Source organism: Streptomyces sp. NPDC101219 (assembly GCF_044767675.1).
Taxonomy (GTDB): domain Bacteria; phylum Actinomycetota; class Actinomycetes; order Streptomycetales; family Streptomycetaceae; genus Streptomyces.
The window spans coordinates 282,625-299,229 of the sequence record NZ_JBIWOK010000009.1 but is presented as its reverse complement, the minus strand read 5'-3'; the positions used below and the strand labels follow the sequence as shown (position 1 = coordinate 299,229).

The following is a 16,605-nucleotide window of genomic DNA, read 5'->3' as shown; positions in this document are numbered from 1 at the left end:
GGCGGATCTTCCGAAGGTCCCGGATCAGCCCCAACCGCATGACGTCAGTCACCAAAGCCGTCCTCACCCTGGAGAGGCAGCGCTGAAAACGCTCAGTGACGCGACGCACACCGTGCGACACCGGCCACCGGAAGCGCACCGCCCCGTCCTGCCATGACGGCTGCGGCAATGACACCGGGCCCTCTCCCCCTCCTCCCGAGCACACGACGGAGTTCCGCATGCCCGAAAACGCACCCTGGGAGTACTCCCTCCACCTCCCCAACGACGTCCGCGCCGTCACCGTCAGCCGCCGCACCCTGCGCCTGATCCTGACCATGCACGGGCTGATCGGCCTGGTGGATGTCGCCGAACTGCTGGCCACGGAGCTGGTGTCCAACGCCGTGCGCCATACCAAGGGCTCGGCCGCACTGCGCGTGCACTGGTCGCCGCCGGGCACGTTGCGCATCGGGGCCTGGGACGCGGACCCCGAACCTCCGCAACCGCCGCGACCGTTCGACGAGGAGGCCGAAGCGGAGGACGGGCGAGGGCTGGCGCTGGTGCGCGCCTGTGCCGACGTGTGGGGGTGGCAGCCGCTGGCCAGGGACGGCAGCCGAGGCAAGTACGTGTGGTGTGAGCTGGCTGCCGCGTGACCGCCGGGATCCGCTGATCCTCTTCGACACCGGGATCAACCACCACGTGGCCGACCCGGAGCCCGCCAAGCGTACTGGGGGGACCCGGCCGGGAGCCCGGGAGCCCGGCCTGGAGCGGCGGCGAAAGTGGTTCGCGGGACCGGCCCGGCGGTCCCTAGGCTCGGCACCCATGAAACAGCGGCAGCAGAAGAAGCACTTCCGGCGTCTCTTCGTGGCGGCTCTCGTGGGGGACGTGCACGGAGCGCGGGCCGCTCTGCGGGCCGGTGCCGACCCGGAGGGCAGGGACGGTGACGGCACCACCCCGCTCTACGTGGCCGCCGTGCACGGGGACGCCGCGACGGTCCGCCTGCTGCTGGCGGCGGGGGCACGCCCCGACACCGAGAGCCGCGGTGCCGGGTCGGAGGGCACGCCGCTGTGCGCCGCCGCGTGCTGGGGGCACACCGAGGCGGTTCGCGAGCTGCTGGCGCACGGCGCCGACCCGAACCTGCGCGAGGACCACGGCACGGGGCGGACCCCGCTGGAGTGGGCGGACGCCGGGCCCCACCTGGAGACGGCCGGCGTGCTCGTCGCGGCGGGCGCGGTCCCGCGGGCGGTCGGGTAGGACGTCACCCGCAGGCGGCGCGCAGGGGCGAGAGGCTGAGGCCGTCCCGGGGCCGCCCCGTCGGTCACGATTCAGTTTCGGCCACCGGCCACCCCCTTGCCCTTCTCCGTGTAATCGATTCCAATCCCTCGTGTAATCGATTCCACAAGGAGGTGGAACGACGATGGCGAGCATCAAGGACGTTGCCGCCGAGGCCGGTGTGTCCGTGGCCACGGTGTCGCGGGTGCTGAACGGGCACCCCTCGGTCAGCGCGGAGGCCCGGACGCGGGTGACGGCCGCCGTCGAGCGGCTCGGCTACCGGCCGAACGCCGTCGCCCGGTCGCTGCGCACCGACCAGACCCGCACCCTCGGCCTGGTCATCAGCGACGTGATGAACCCGTACTTCACCGAGCTGGCCCGCTCCGTCGAGGAGGAGGCCCGCGCGCTCGGTTACAGCGTGATCATCGGCAACGCCGACGAGCGGCCGGACCTCCAGGACCACCACGTCACCACGCTCCTCGACCGGCGCATCGACGGGCTGCTCGTCTCCCCCACCGACGGCGGGTCGCCCGGGATGCTCGGTGCCGCCCGCGCCGGGACGCCCATGGTCTTCGTCGACCGCTGGATCCCCGGCGTCGATGTGCCCGTCGTCCGGTCGGACGGGCGCGACGCCGTCCGCGACCTCGTCGCCCACCTGTACGGGCTCGGGCACCGGCGGCTCGCGATCATCGCCGGGCCCGCGGCCACCACCACCGGCCGGGAGCGCGTGGACGCCTTCCGGGAGGCGCTCGGCGCCTACGGGCTGGACCTCCCCGACGCCCACATCGGCCAGGGCGACTTCCAGGCCGAGAGCGGACGCCGGGTCACCGAGGGCTTCCTCGCGCTGGCCGAACCGCCCGACGTGCTGTTCGCCGCCGACAACCTGATGGCGCTCGGCGCGCTGGACGCGATCCGGGAGCGTGGACTGCGCGTGCCCGACGACATCGCGCTGGCCGCGTTCGACGACATCCCCTGGTTCGTGCACACCGATCCGCCGGTCACCGCCATCGCCCAGCCGACCCGCGAGCTGGGCCGCGCGGCCGTGCGGGCGCTGGTCGACCGGATCGAGGGGCGGCCCGGCGAGTCCGTCACCCTCCCCGCCCGGCTGGTCGTGCGCCGCTCGTGCGGCGAGCCGGCGCCCGCGACGGCCCCGCGGTCACCCTCCCCGTCCCCGTCGCCGTCACGGGCCGGGACGGCCCCCCAGTCCCCCTCCCCCGTACGAAGGAGTACGCCGTGAGCAGCCGCAGTCCGGACGAGTTGCTGCGCATCGAGGGCATCCGCAAGACCTTCCCGGGCGTGGTCGCGCTCGACAGCGTCGACTTCGACCTGCGCCGGGGCGAGGTGCATGTGCTCCTCGGCGAGAACGGCGCCGGCAAGAGCACGCTGATCAAGATGCTCTCCGGTGCCTACACGCCCGACGCCGGGCGGATCGTGGTCGACGGCGAGGAGGTGCGCATCCACGGTGCGCAGGACTCCGAGCGGCTCGGGATCGCCACCATCTACCAGGAGTTCAACCTGGTGCCCGACCTGACGGTCGCCGAGAACATCTTCCTCGGCAGGCAGCCGCGCCGCTTCGGGATGATCGACCGGAAGACGATGGAGGCCGACGCCGAGGTGCTGCTGAAGCGGGTCGGCGTCGACGTGCCGCCCCGGGCGCGGGTGCGTGAACTCGGCATCGCCCGGCTCCAGATGGTCGAGATCGCCAAGGCGCTCAGCCTGGACGCGCGGGTGCTCATCATGGACGAGCCGACCGCCGTACTGACCTCCGAGGAGGTCGACAGGCTGTTCGCGATCGTGCGGCGGCTGCGCGAGGACGGCGTCGGCATCGTCTTCATCACCCACCACCTGGAGGAGATCGCCGCCCTGGGCGACCGGGTCACCGTCATCCGGGACGGCCGCAGCGTCGGACAGGTGTCCGCCACGGCCGGCGAGGAGGAACTGGTCCGGCTGATGGTCGGGCGGTCCATCGAGCAGCAGTACCCGCGCGAGCGCACCGACGCCGGTGACGCCCTGCTCAAGGTCGAAGGACTCACCCGGGACGGTGTGTTCCACGACGTGAGCTTCGAGGTGCGGGCCGGTGAGGTCGTCGGCATCGCGGGACTCGTCGGCGCCGGGCGCACCGAGGTGGCCCGCGCGGTGTTCGGCGCGGATCCGTACGACGCCGGGACGGTGCACGTCGGCGGTGCGCCGCTGCGCGGGCACGACGTGAACGCCGCGATGGCGGCCGGCGTCGGGCTGGTGCCCGAGGACCGCAAGGGGCAGGGCCTGGTGCTCGACGCGTCCGTCGAGGAGAACCTCGGCCTGGTCACCCTGCGGTCCACCTCCCGCGCGGGCCTCGTCGACCTCAAGGGACAGCACGAGGCGGCCGACCGCATCGCGCGGCAGCTCGGCGTGCGGATGGCGGGCCTCGGGCAGCACGTGCGCACCCTGTCCGGCGGCAACCAGCAGAAGGTCGTCATCGGCAAGTGGCTGCTGGCGAACACCAAGGTGCTGATCCTCGACGAGCCGACGCGCGGCATCGACGTCGGCGCGAAGGTCGAGATCTACCAGCTGATCAACGAACTGACGGCCGCGGGCGCCGCGGTGCTCATGATCTCCAGCGATCTGCCCGAGGTGCTCGGCATGAGCGACCGGGTCGTCGTCATGGCGCAGGGCCGGGTCGCCGGCGAACTGGCCGCCGAGGACGCCACCCAGGACGCCGTGATGGCCCTCGCCGTCAGCACCTCCCCCGGCGCCTCGCCCGGCACCTCGCCCGACGCCTCGGACACCGCCGGCACCGACGGCCCGCACGACAGCCCCCACAGCAACGGAACGGAGGCCACCGGTGGCCACTGACACGCTCAAGAGCAAGCCGGGCGCGCAGGGTGGCGCCCCGGGCGGCCTGCGCCGCCTGCTCCTCGACAACGGCGCGCTCACCGCGCTCATCGTCCTGGTCATCGCCATGTCGGCGCTGTCCGGTGACTTCCTGACCGCCGACAACCTGCTCAACATCGGCGTCCAGGCAGCGGTCGTCGCGATCCTCGCCTTCGGCGTCACCTTCGTCATCGTCTCCGCGGGCATCGACCTGTCGGTCGGCTCGGTCGCCGCCCTGTCGGCCACCGTGCTCGCCTGGAGCGCCACCTCCGCGGGCGTCCCGGTGGTCCTCGCGGTGCTGCTGGCCATCGCCACCGGCATCGCGTGCGGCCTGGTCAACGGCATCCTCGTGTCGTACGGGAAACTCCCGTCGTTCATCGCCACGCTGGCCATGCTGTCGGTGGCCCGCGGCCTGTCCCTGGTGATCTCCCAGGGCTCCCCGATCGCCTTCCCCGACTCCGTGTCCCACCTCGGCGACACCCTCGGCGGCTGGCTGCCGGTGCCGGTGCTCGTGATGATCGGCATGGGACTGATCACGGCGTTCATCCTCGGCCGCACCTACATCGGCCGCTCCATGTACGCGATCGGCGGCAACGAGGAGGCGGCCCGCCTGTCCGGGCTGCGGGTGAAGAAGCAGAAGCTGGCCATCTACGCGCTGTCCGGCCTGTTCGCCGCGGCTGCGGGCATCGTGCTCGCCTCCCGGCTGGCCTCCGCCCAGCCGCAGGCCGCGCAGGGCTACGAGCTGGACGCGATCGCCGCGGTCGTCATCGGCGGCGCCTCGCTGGCCGGCGGCACCGGCAAGGCGTCCGGCACGCTGATCGGCGCGCTGATCCTGGCGGTGCTGCGCAACGGCCTCAACCTGCTGTCCGTGTCGGCGTTCTGGCAGCAGGTCGTGATCGGTGTCGTGATCGCGCTGGCTGTGCTCCTGGACACACTGCGGCGCAAGGCGGGCGCCACCCCGGTGGCCGCCGGGACGTCCGGCGGCGGCAACCGGAAGAAGCAGGCGGCGACCTACGTCCTCGCCGCGGTGGTCGCGGCGGCGATCGTCGGCGCCATGTCCTTCCTGCACAACGGCTCCTCCACCGCCAAGACCGAGAAGGTCGGACTGTCCCTGTCGACGCTCAACAACCCGTTCTTCGTGCAGATCCAGGCCGGCGCGAAGGAGGAGGCGAAGAAGCGGGGCGTGGACCTGACCGTCACCGACGCCCAGAACGACGCCTCCCAGCAGGCCAACCAGCTGCAGAACTTCACCAGCGGCAGCCTCGGGGCGATCATCGTCAACCCGGTGGACTCCGACGCGGCCGGTCCGGCCGTGCGCTCCGCCAACCAGGCCGACATCCCGGTGATCGCCGTGGACCGGGGCGTCAACAAGGCCGAGACGGACGCGCTGGTCGCCTCCGACAACGTGGCCGGCGGCCGCCAGGGAGCCAAGGCGCTCGCCGAGAAGCTGGGCGGCGAGGGCACCATCGTGATCCTCCAGGGCCAGGCCGGCACGTCCGCCAGCCGCGAGCGGGGCGCGGGCTTCGCCGAGGGCCTGAAGGACTACCCGGGCATCAAGGTCGTCGCCAAGCAGCCGGCCGACTTCGACCGCACCAAGGGCCTGGACGTGATGACCAACCTGCTCCAGGCGCACCCCGACATCGACGGCGTGTTCGCCGAGAACGACGAGATGGCGCTCGGCGCGATCAAGGCGCTCGGCTCGAAGGCCGGCACGTCCGTCCAGGTCGTCGGCTTCGACGGCACGCCGGACGGGCTCAAGGCGGTCGAGGCGGGCACGCTGTACGCGTCCGTCGCGCAGCAGCCGAAGGAACTGGGCAGGATCGCGGTGGACAACGCGCTGCGCGCGGTCGACGGCAAGAAGGTGAGCGGGACGGTCAAGGTGCCGGTGAAGGTGGTCACGAAGGACAACGTGGCCGACTTCGGCGGCTGACCACCGCCGACAGGACCCTGGGGCGGGCGGCCACGACGGCCGCCCGCCCCGCACACGCACGTGGGGAGCACGTCATGAACGACTACGACCTCCTGGTCGTGGGGTCGGCCAACGCCGACCTGGTGATCGGTGTCGAACGCCGCCCGGCCGCCGGGGAGACGGTGCTCGGCTCCGACCTCGCCGTCCATCCGGGCGGCAAGGGAGCCAACCAGGCGGTCGCGGCCGCCCGGCTCGGGGCCCGCACGGCCCTGCTGGCCCGGGTCGGCGACGACGCGCACGGGCGGCTGCTGCTGGACTCGCAGCGGTCGGCCGGCGTCGACACGGTGGGCGTGCTGGTCGGCGGCGCCCCGACCGGGGTCGCGCTGATCACCGTGGACCCGTCCGGTGACAACAGCATCGTCGTCTCGCCGGGCGCCAACGGGCGGCTCGCGCCGCAGGACGTACGGGCCGCCCGCAGCCTGTTCCACGCCTCCCGGGTGGTGTCCGCGCAGTTGGAGATCCCGCTGGAGACGGTGGTGGAGGTGGTGCGCTGCCTCGCGCCCGGCAGCCGGTTCGTCCTCAACCCGTCGCCGCCGCAGCCGCTGCCCGCGGAGGTACTGGCCGCCTGCGACCCGCTCATCGTCAACGAGCACGAGGCGAAGGTCATCCTGGGCGACACCGGCGGTGCGGGCGGCCTCGGCGACGAACCGGAGGACTGGGCACGGGGGTTGCTTGCCGCGGGCCCGCGGTCGGTGGTGGTCACCCTGGGCGGCGAAGGCGCACTGGTGGCCTCCGCGGAGGGCACCGCCCGGGTCCCCTCCGTCCGGGTCCACGCCGTCGACACCACCGGCGCGGGCGACGCGTTCACCGCCGCGCTCGCCTGGCGGCTCGGCGCGGGCGAGTCCCTCGCCGAGGCGGCGGCGTACGCGGCCCGGGTGGGCGCGGCGACGGTGACGAAGCAGGGCGCGCAGGTGTCCTTCCCGACCGCGGCGGAGGTCGCGGCCCTGTGAAGAAGCACGGAATCCTGAACCGCCGGCTCTCCGGCGCCCTGGCCGAACTCGGCCACGGCGACGGGGTGCTGGTGTGCGACGTCGGCATGCCGATCCCCGACGGGCCGCGCGTCGTCGACCTCGCCTTCCGGGCCGGGGTGCCGTCGTTCGCGGAGGTCCTGGACGGGCTGCTGGCCGAGCTGGTCGTCGAGGGCGCGACGGCCGCCGCCGAGGTCCACGAGGCCAACCCGGCCGCCGCCGGCCTGCTCACCGGCCACTTCCCCGGGCTGCACCTGGTCCCCCACGAGCGGCTCAAGGAACTGACGGCGGGCGCGCGTCTCGTCGTCCGCACGGGCGAGGCCCGGCCGTACGCGAACGTACTGCTGCGGTGCGGGGTCTTCTTCTAGAGGGGGTTCAGCGCAGGGGGCTTCTCCCCGCGCACGCCCACCCGGCGGGGCGCATGCACGTACTTCGAAGGGGCCCGGTCCGTCGACCGGGCCCCTTCGCTTCCCTCCCCCGTCAGAACCTCTCGATTCCCCCCCGGGTCCCCTCCCAGAAGTCCTGACAGCAAGTACGACCCGCGAGGTGGGGGGAGGGTTGCACGCCTTCGCGAAAAGAATGCTCCGACGAACCGGAGAGCGTTGGCCTTCACATGTCCGGATCACGTCGCACCGCGCTCAACGGCGTTGCACCCGCGACGGGTTGCACGACAGCATGTTCGATAAGGTTCGTGAGGTGTACGTGACGCACGGGGGTTGACACACGTGAAGTTCGACATGGGGTCCACGACCCTGTCGGATCTGGGCAAGAACACGGTCGGTTCGAGCACCGACCTGGGCACGCTGATCCGCATGCTCATCCAGGCGGCCGAGCCGCTGGAGGGCAAGTTCAATGGATCCGGGAAGGTCGCCTTCGACTCGTTCAAGAGGCGGGCGGACGAGATCACCGCTGCTCTGAACCAGTCGCTCGCCGCGATCCTGGAAGGCCAGAGCGGTATGGACACGGCGTTCGGCACCGGTGACGTGGAGCAGCAGGACAACGCCCGCAAGAACATGGGTGCGGCGAACTTCGACGCCGCCCGCTTCGGCGCGCGCTAGGACACCGCCCGCCAAGAGACCACAACCACAGGGGGATCTGACCATGAGTCAGAGCATGGACCGCCGCTCCTACGACACCGGCGCGTCGAGCGAGGTGCAGGGCGGCCTGCAGGGGATCGTCGGCCAGTTGGAACGCGTCCTGACCGACCGCGACAAGGCCGTGAAGGCCGCCATGGCCGACTTCAAGGCCGACGGTGTCTCCGACGAGTACCACGGCAAAGAGGTGCGCTGGAATCGCGCGGCCAACGAGGTACGCAGCATCATCCGGCTGGTGCGCACCACCCTCGTGGAGAACGACGGGACGGCCCAGACGACGCTGGCGAAGGCGCGCGCGGCGGTCGACAACATCGGCTGACCCGGTCGGTCTGCGACCGACGAGACACGGGTTACGGGGATACGGGGAATCCACATGACGGGGTGGGACATCTCGCCGTCCGGCGTGCAGCGCGTTCTCGCCAAGACGGCGGAGGCGGCCAAGGGGCTTGCGGACACCGGGAAGGCCCTGCAGGAGAGTCTGCCGAGCGCGGCGAAGTCCGCCGGCACGATCCAGCCGGGCGGTGCGGAGAAGAGCGGGGTCCAGGGCCCGGTCGGGACGGCACTGGAGGAGTTCTTCACCGCCCACCAGAAAAGGCTGATGTATGTAGCGGTGCGCACGGCGAACTCCCTCAACGGAGCGGACACCGCCACCAAAGCGTACGTCGAGGGCGATCTGGCCATGGCCGCGCGGGCCCATGCGAACGCGCTGAAGGAACCGAAGATCGACCTGCCGGGTGCGGGCGAACAGCAGGGGGCAAGTGACCGCGGAGCTGATCGACCCGCAGAAGATCCCGCAGTTCACCGGCGACCTGGAGCAACTGGGCACCGACCACAAACTCCTGACGGCCGAGGCGCTCGTCTTCCGGCAGTCGGGTTCCGACGTGCACACCCGCTTCCAGGGACTGTCGTCGTGCTATACCGCACCGGAGGCGGAGCAACTGTTCGCCACGACTGCCCCGGTGGCGGCCAAAGCGGACGAGTTCGCCGACGATCTGGAGAAGGTAGCGGCAGCACTCAGCTCCTACGAGACGGCGACCCAGCCGCTCGTAGCGAGACTGAAGAGCCTCAAGCGCCGCGCAGAAACCTTTCGGCAGCAGATAGCAGGCGACGACGACTGGCGTGCGGACGACGACAACGTCCAGCTCAACAACGACTTGGTGTACGACGTCAACGCCACGTCGGAGGCGTTCTGGCAGGCAGAGGTCGACTGCCACAACGCGATCACCGCACTGGTGGGCGGCTCGACGCTGATCCTCGAGGACGGCGCGGACAAGCGTCTGGTGAAGCGCGGGACCAGGACCTACGGATTCACCGCCGAGCTGCTGAACCAGTCCGATGAACTGCCCTGGGGCAGCATCGTGGAGAAGGAGCGGCACGGGCTCGACTGGCTGGGTCACCAGGTGTGGGAGGTCGGCAAGGGCTTCTTCGTCGACGGTGTGTGGGCCACGGTCCAGGGCCTCGGCACCCTGCTCGGCTACGACGGCTGGGACGCGGCGGGCGAGGCGTGGAAAGGGCTCGGCAAGCTGGCCACCGGCGTGCTCGTCACCGCGGTACCCGTCGTCGGCGTCGCCTACTGGGCACTACCCGAGGACAAGCTACCCTCCTACCTGCGCGATTCCCGCAACGCGGTCAAGGAGACAGGCAAGGCGCTGGTGGCCTGGGACCAGTGGAGCGAGAACCCCGCCCGTGCGGGCGGCGCGGTCACCTTCAACGTCCTCACCACGGTGTTCACCGGAGGAGCCGGAGCGGCGGCGAAGAGCGGCGGCATCGGCCGCACCGTCGGTGCCCTCGGCAAGACGGCCCGGTTCGTCGACCCGATGACCTACCTGGGCAAGGCCGCGACGTTCAACACGGTCAAGGTCACCGACCTGTTCGCCGGCCTGCGGGGCGTGCACGCGGGCGCCTACGACGACGCCATCTCCGGTGCGGCCCGCGCCCAGCCCGACGGCAGCGTGGTCCGCGTCGCCGACGACACGCCGGTCATCCGCGACAACGTCGTGGAGTGGCCGGACGGCACCCGCCTGAACCTGGACGACGGCTCGGTCGTCCGCGCGGACGGGACGGCGGCACCGGCGAAGGTGGAACTGTCGGCGACGGACCGGGAGTTGCTGGAGCGGAGCCTGCCGCAGGAGGACGGCGCACTGGTTGGGGCAGCTGACCGGGCGGGCGCACACGCGGCTGCGGGCACGGCGGCCCACGTCGGCGACGGCGCGACGGGGCGGGCCGGTGGGAACCCGGCGGCGACCGCACATCTCGGTGAGGACGCCGGAGCGTCTGGGACGGACACGGGGCCCTCGCCCAACGCCGGAGGGGATACGGCGGGCGGTATCGGGCCCACCGGCAGCGGTGGGCCCGACAGCGGCCCGATCCCCACCCAGCACGGCGGAACCGGCGGAGGTCATGCGAGTGGGGACGGCCGAAACTCGCCTCTGGCACACGGTGACGGAAGGTCTCTGGCACCGCAGGCCTCAGGCGGCGGTTCCGACAGAGCAACAGGCGATCCCGACAGGTCCGGTACCGGCGACGAACCATCGAGATCTTCTCCGAGGTCAGGTGGTTCCGATCACCGTTCCGAAGGAAACAATCCCCCCGGGGACCGGGAACTCACCGCCGAAGAACGAAAGCACATCCGGGACGAGCACGTCTGGAGGGCCAACAACGACCCGGCTTGGCGGGATCAACACTATGACGCTCTCGACCGACGCAAGGACGCCTCAAGGGTCGTTGACGGTGTCGAATTGCCCATCCTGGCCAGGGATGCGAGCGGAAATCTGGTAGCCAAGCACGACCTTCCGAGCGGCCCGTCGGACGTCAAGTTCGGCCGGACGCCGCTGGGGCCGGACTCGGCAGCCCCCGCACACCGTCCTGAACTTGACAGGCTGGCGAAGGACCGAAAGGTGGCCGGGGATCTCATCGAGGCGAAAAAGGCAGTCGAATCGGCTCCCACACGCGATACGCACGAGGCTCTGAAGAGGGCGCAGGAAGCGTATGCCGAGCAACTCGGCGATGTTCCGAACAACAGCAAGATATCCGAGAAGCTGGGCGAGAAGGCCGCTGAACTGCACGTGGTTCCCCATGAGTTCCCAGGCGCCGAGTGGGTGCCACTTCCGAAGACACCCAACGGCGCCGACATGTTCGACCAGGTGTACAAGCTCGGCGATGACGGCAGCTACGTGATCGTCGAAGCGAAGGCGCCCTCAGCGGAGCTCGGTTGGCGCAAGGGAGCGGGCGTCTACGAGGGCATGATGGTCAAACAGGGCACCAAGGAGTACTTCTATACAATACTCGAGAAGATGTGGGCACGCGGCGGAAGAGACGCCGAGATCGCCAACACCCTCGATGACGCTCTGGAAAGCGGAAAAATACAGTACGTCCTCGTGAAGGCGCAGGAGAACACGGGATCCTACACTGGCGCCGTCATGGAATACTTCAAGATCGACTAAAGGAGAGGTTCAGTGGTCACGAGTGTTCCGCGCCATGACTTCCGTACGGGCGACGCAGCCGAGGCCATGGCGCCACTCATCGACGGGACACGCCGAGTTCTCGGCCGACTGGAAACGTCGAAGATGTCCCGCCATCGGGCACTGAGCAGCACCCTGACCATGGCGAAGTGGCGCTGCTCGACGGACCCCGAAGCGGCCAGGCTTGAGACGTGGGAAGCCTGGGTCACCGCCATGCAGGTCGGCTGCGCCCTGTTCGACTCTGCCACAGCCGTCGAGGGGCCCGTACCATGCCGCATCGGCAGCGCGGGCGAGGTGAAAAACCTGCCTGCGACGGGGCCGGCGCCCTATACGCATGCGGGGGCGTGGCTCACATCGGTCTATCTGGCGACGATCTGCCGCGAGAACGATCGCCTCGATCGACTGATGCAGGTACCTGTGTCGTTCCTTCGCGCTTCCGTTCCCGAGGGTGCGGTCTTCGACGACCATGTCTATGACTGGGTGGAGGCTCTCCAGAGTTATTGGGCCGGTCGGGCAACAGATATGTGGGACAACTTGGTATCAGCGGTCAAGGGCACCGATCCCGAGCGGGAAAGCATCACCGACAGGGATATGGTGCTGAAGATCCTTTATCCGCCACTCGAACTCTTCCATCGCTTCCAGTTGCGGGAGATTGATCATTTCAACACTGCACTGGTTGACGCCGTCACCGGGCACAAGCAGTACTGGGCCGGTGACGCGGCACGCGCCCTGAGCGGTGACGGCCTGGTGGCTCTCGCTCCACTCGCGTTGGCCTGTATGGCTTACGACAACGGATTCCCGGTCGAGGTCGAGTCCGATTACTTGCCCAAGCACCTGCTGAGGCGTTCGTGGGTCGGCGAGTTCGAGACGTGATCCGCGTCCCGGCAGGCGGTCTCAGATAATGACAGCAGCTCAGGATTACGACAACCAGCTCCTCGGTCCCGTAGCCATGCGTCGACGGCGATGGCGGACCCGTTGCTCTTCGGTGTGCAGCGGGAGTGCGTGCGCGTGCCCCGGGTGCGCGGCGGGCTGCCTGCCGTGGTCGGCGCTGCGGTCCCGGTGAACGGCGGCGATGTACGTTTACTGAAAAGTCGGGGATAACAGGAATTGTCGGCCATTGTTGTGCGGCCCGCACCGGAGGGCGCTCACCCGAACCCGGACGAGCTCCGACAAGAACTCAACGAGGAAACCCTTGGCCACATCAAGCGTCTTAGGAATATCCGCAGAGCTTCGGCTGTCCTTCAGCGGTGCTCTGTCCAACGCCAGCCTCTTTCGCTGAGCGAACCCCACCGCAGCCAAACTGGAGACGTGGGAAGCCTGGGTCATGGCCATGCAGGTCGGGTCCGCCTTGTTCGCCTCGGCGACCGCACCAGAGGGCACCACGGTCGAGTGCGTGCTCGGCCATGAGGTGCGGACGATCCCCGCCGTCGGGGTCACCCACTTTGTTGATGCCGGGACCTGGCTGGATGCCTTCTGGCTGGCTGTCGTCTGCCGCGACCAGGAGCGGATGACCCAACTGTGCCAGGTACCGATCGAGACGCTGCGGGCCTCCGGCGCCGTGTTCGAGGAGTACATCTACCACTGGGTCGACACCCTCCAGACCTACTGGCTGGAGCGGCCCGGCCTCGGGGACAGACTCGTCGCCACGTTCGACGCGACCGACCCGGACCGGCTTCGGTTCATGGACCGCGAGATGATGCTCAAGGTCCTGTATCCGCCGATCACTCTCTTCTACCGCTTCGCCGGCCGGGACGCGGAAGCGTTCAACGAGGCCCTGGTGCGGGGGCTGGAACTGCACAAGGAGTACTGGACGGCGAGCGAGGAGCGCCGGGAGACCGGCGACGGCGACATCCCCCTTGCAATTCTCGCCCTCGCCTGCCTCGCTCATGACGCCGGACTGCCCATCCAGGTCGAATCGGAGTACCTGCCCGAGCACCTGCTCGAGCGCAGCTGGCTCGGTGAGTTTCCCACCTGACCCGACGCACGAGGTGAATGATCAGCATGTCCGCGCAGGACTACGACAGTCAGCTTCTCGAATCCGTCTCCGTGCGGCGGCGCCGTTTGCGGGACGCCCTGGTGTTCGGGGCGCAGCGGCAGCGGCGAGCCCTGGACGAGCGGGTGGGGAAGGTGATCGCCGGGATGGTGATCACGGCCGTGCTGTGCGCGGGGTGCGTGGGGTGGTCGTTCGTGTCGCATCGGTTGATGGGGGAGAACAGCCCTTACTCTCCCGGCGTTTCCACACCCTCCGGCAGTCCTACAAGCCGGTGATAGGTTCGCAAACGTGATGTCTACGGGGGCCTTGAGCAGGGAAACGACCGGTGGGCCGACGGTGTTGAGCCGGGTCACGCTCGTCGGGGAGCGGCGCCGCGTCGACCTCGTCCTGCCGGCGCGGGAGCCGGTCGGGCTGCTGCTGCCGGAGATCATGCGGTTGCTGGACGACCGTGTGGCCGGGCGGCCCGCCTCCCGTCACCTCGTCACGGTGGACGGCTCGGCGCTCGATCACGACAGCACCCTGGAGACGGCGGGCATCCGCGACGGTGCGGTCCTGCGCCTCGTGCGCGCGGAGGACGCCCCGCCCGCCCCTGTCGTGCACGACGTCACCGACGAGGTGGCGGAGGATCTCGGTCATCGGACGTGGGTATGGGGGCCGGCCACGCGGCGGGTGACGGCGGGGGTCGTGTGCGTGGGCTGGGTGGTCGTCGCCGCGCTGTTCGCGCGGGCACAGTACGACCACTCGGTCGTCGGCGCCGCCCTGCTCTCCGCAGCCGGTGCGTTCGCGGTCGCGGGTGCGGTTCTCGGGCGGGCGCGCAGGCATGGCCTCGCCACGACTCTCCTGTGCGCGGGTGGCGCGCTCGGGGTGCTGGGCGTGTGGAGCCTGGTCGACGGCTTCGGCGGGGAGTCGGCGGGCATGCTGCGATTCGCCGGAGTGGCCGCCGTGGGGGTGCTGGTCCTCTCTCTGCTCGGGTTGTTCACTCCGTTGGGGCGGGGCGGGCTCGTCGGTGCCGGTGCGGTGGCGCTGACCGCGGTCGGCTGGGGGGTCGTCGTCGCTGTGCAGTCCGGTGCCGGGACGGCGGAGCAGCAGGCCCGGGTCGGGGCCGTGGTCGGCGTGGTGTCGGTGGTGGTGCTCGGCGTGCTGCCGCGGCTCGCGCTGATGGCGTCCGGCCTCTCCGGACTCGACGACCGCCGGGCCGGCGGGGTCTCCGTCAGCCGCCACCAGGTGTCCGTCGCCCTGTCCGCCGCCCACCGCGGGCTGGTGCTCGCCACGATCACTCTCGCGGGGTCGGCCTCCGTGGCCGCCGTACTGGCGCTGCGGGCGCCCTCGGGATGGACGGTTCCGCTGGCCGCGGTCGTCGCGGTGGTAGTGGCGCTGCGGGCCCGGGCGTTTCCGCTGGTCGCCGAAGTGGTCGTGCTGCTGGCCGCCGCGGCCTGCGTCGCCGTACGGCTGTTGGTGGTCTGGGCGGAGGCGTCCTCGGCTGCGGCGCCCCTGGCGGTCCTCGTGGCGCTGGCGGTCGCGCCGCTCGTCGTGCTCGCCGTACAGCCGGCCGAGCACGTGCGGATCCGGCTACGGCGGGCCGGTGACCTGGTCGAATCGGTGGGGGTCATCGCGCTGCTTCCGTTGCTCGTCGGCGTGTTCGGTGTGTACGGGCGACTGCTCGACACCTTCGCGTGAGGTCTGAGGGGCGCGGTGGCATGACCAACGGGGAGCAGGGGCGGGAGCAGCCTTCGGCGCACCACAGTGCAGGCGTCGATAGCGGTGACTGGCAGCGGGATGTGCTGCGGGAGCTGGGCGGCGGGGTACCCGGTCCCTCGGGCGCCGATCCCCAGGGCGGTGCCAAGCCGGACGCGGTCATGGAGCCCGGCGCGGAGCCCGCGCTACCCCTACCACCTGCTCGGACCACCGACGAACCGGTGGCGCAGCAGGCCGCGGCACCCACCACCCCCGGCCACATCCGAGCCCGGGCCACCGACGAACCAGCCCCGCAGCGGCCCGCGGCTCGCGCTGTTCCCGGCCCCGCCCCGGCCCGTGCCACGCACCTCCCCGCCGCCCCCGCCCCGGAGTCGTCCCCCACCCTCGACCCTCGTCTCCTCCTGGCGCTGGGTCGCCCCCTGCACGGCGATTCCGTGCCCAGGCGCACGGGGCGGGTGCTGCGCAAGCTCACCTCCTCCGTCTCCCAGGACGTCGCCGAACAGACGGCGCTCGCCCGGGAGTTGCAGCAGCCAGTGACCACCGGCCGGGTCGTGGCCGTCACCTCCATCCGCGGCGGCGTCGGCAAGTCCACCGTCGCCGCGTTGCTCGGACGCACCCTCAACCACTACCGGCACGACCCGGTGCTCACGCTGGAGGCCGACGCCGCGCTGGGCACCCTGCCGGTGCGCATGGGCGCGGAGGCGGTGCGCTGGACATGCGCCGACCTCGCGCAGATCGTCCACCCCTCCATGCAATTGACGGACATCACCGGCTACTTGGTGCCGGTGCCGGACGGTGGCTGGCTGCTGCCCGCGAGCCGGGGTCAGGTCGGGCCGCCGCTCGACATGACGTCGTACCGCAAGGCGACGCTCGCCCTGCGCCGCTACTTCGCCGTGACCGTGGTCGACTGCGAGACGCTCCCCGGCGAGGTGGCCCGCACCGCCATGGACACCGCGCACGCCCGGGTGGTGGTGGCCCCGGCCACCGCGGAGGGGGTGAACGCCACCCGCCAAGTCCTGGACTGGCTGGGCCGGTTGCCGCACTCCGCCCTGGCCACCACGGTCGTGGCGCTGGTGTCGGGCGCCCCCGACATGCTCCTCGACGGCAGGACGGCCGCGGGACACCTCAAGGAGGCCGGGGTCACCGTCGTCCCCGTGCCGTACGACCGGCATCTGGCCGGTGGTGGGCCCATCCACACCGAGCTCCTGGCGAACGCCACGCGGCAGGCCGTCCTGCGGTTGGCCGCCGAGGCGATGGGGCGCGCGGTGAGGGTGCGATGAGCGCCCGGCCGGTACACCCCGGCTCGCGTCCACCCCACGCCCCG

General features: G+C 70.9%; 15 protein-coding genes and 2 pseudogenes. All 17 read left to right on the top strand.

Annotated features, from left to right (window positions below; all coding sequences use genetic code 11):
- Positions 1–86: pseudogene (locus tag ACIRPP_RS20510) on the top strand (IS5/IS1182 family transposase); the annotation flags it as partial.
- Between the two features lie 132 nt (positions 87–218).
- Positions 219–629: an ATP-binding protein gene (locus tag ACIRPP_RS20505; RefSeq protein WP_403644616.1), complete on the top strand. Its 411-nt coding sequence runs from the start codon at positions 219–221 to the stop codon at positions 627–629.
- Between the two features lie 169 nt (positions 630–798).
- Positions 799–1,230: an ankyrin repeat domain-containing protein gene (locus ACIRPP_RS20500; RefSeq protein WP_403644613.1), complete on the top strand. Its 432-nt coding sequence runs from the start codon at positions 799–801 to the stop codon at positions 1,228–1,230.
- 163 nt (positions 1,231–1,393) lie between these two features.
- Complete coding sequence (locus tag ACIRPP_RS20495) at positions 1,394–2,485, top strand: LacI family DNA-binding transcriptional regulator (RefSeq protein WP_403644610.1); 1,092 nt, start codon at positions 1,394–1,396, stop codon at positions 2,483–2,485.
- Positions 2,482–4,083, top strand: a complete 1,602-nt coding sequence (locus ACIRPP_RS20490) for a sugar ABC transporter ATP-binding protein (protein WP_403644607.1) — start codon at positions 2,482–2,484, stop codon at positions 4,081–4,083. The genes ACIRPP_RS20495 and ACIRPP_RS20490 overlap by 4 nt, the downstream gene beginning before the upstream one ends.
- Positions 4,073–6,031 (top strand): substrate-binding domain-containing protein, encoded by a 1,959-nt coding sequence (locus ACIRPP_RS20485; protein WP_403644605.1) that lies wholly within the window; start codon positions 4,073–4,075, stop codon positions 6,029–6,031. Before ACIRPP_RS20490 ends, ACIRPP_RS20485 begins: the two co-directional genes overlap by 11 nt.
- A gap of 74 nt (positions 6,032–6,105) precedes the next feature.
- A complete protein-coding gene (locus ACIRPP_RS20480) occupies positions 6,106–7,020 on the top strand; it encodes a ribokinase (RefSeq protein ID WP_403644603.1) in 915 nt (304 codons plus the stop codon).
- Complete coding sequence (rbsD, locus tag ACIRPP_RS20475; protein ID WP_403644601.1) at positions 7,017–7,406, top strand: D-ribose pyranase; 390 nt, start codon at positions 7,017–7,019, stop codon at positions 7,404–7,406. The genes ACIRPP_RS20480 and rbsD overlap by 4 nt, the downstream gene beginning before the upstream one ends.
- Positions 7,407–7,763: 357 nt before the next feature.
- Positions 7,764–8,096: a hypothetical protein gene (locus ACIRPP_RS20470; RefSeq protein WP_403644598.1), complete on the top strand. Its 333-nt coding sequence runs from the start codon at positions 7,764–7,766 to the stop codon at positions 8,094–8,096.
- A gap of 43 nt (positions 8,097–8,139) precedes the next feature.
- Positions 8,140–8,451, top strand: a complete 312-nt coding sequence (locus ACIRPP_RS20465) for a pore-forming ESAT-6 family protein (RefSeq protein WP_403644595.1) — start codon at positions 8,140–8,142, stop codon at positions 8,449–8,451.
- Between the two features lie 54 nt (positions 8,452–8,505).
- Positions 8,506–8,865: pseudogene (locus ACIRPP_RS20460) on the top strand (DUF6507 family protein); the annotation flags it as partial.
- Positions 8,866–8,890: 25 nt separating this feature from the next.
- Complete coding sequence (locus ACIRPP_RS20455; RefSeq protein WP_403644652.1) at positions 8,891–11,575, top strand: hypothetical protein; 2,685 nt, start codon at positions 8,891–8,893, stop codon at positions 11,573–11,575.
- A 12-nt stretch (positions 11,576–11,587) separates the two neighbouring features.
- On the top strand, positions 11,588–12,466 hold the full coding sequence (locus ACIRPP_RS20450) for an immunity 49 family protein (RefSeq protein WP_403644593.1): 879 nt from the start codon (positions 11,588–11,590) through the stop codon (positions 12,464–12,466).
- Between the two features lie 451 nt (positions 12,467–12,917).
- A complete protein-coding gene (locus ACIRPP_RS20445) occupies positions 12,918–13,568 on the top strand; it encodes an immunity 49 family protein (protein WP_403644590.1) in 651 nt (216 codons plus the stop codon).
- Positions 13,569–13,594: 26 nt separating this feature from the next.
- Entirely contained in the window at positions 13,595–13,861 is a 267-nt protein-coding gene (locus ACIRPP_RS20440; protein WP_403644587.1) for a hypothetical protein, read from the top strand.
- Positions 13,862–13,892: 31 nt separating this feature from the next.
- Complete coding sequence (gene eccD / locus ACIRPP_RS20435) at positions 13,893–15,263, top strand: type VII secretion integral membrane protein EccD (protein ID WP_403644585.1); 1,371 nt, start codon at positions 13,893–13,895, stop codon at positions 15,261–15,263.
- Positions 15,264–15,283: 20 nt separating this feature from the next.
- Complete coding sequence (locus tag ACIRPP_RS20430) at positions 15,284–16,561, top strand: hypothetical protein (protein ID WP_403644582.1); 1,278 nt, start codon at positions 15,284–15,286, stop codon at positions 16,559–16,561.
- Positions 16,562–16,605 lie beyond the last annotated feature (44 nt).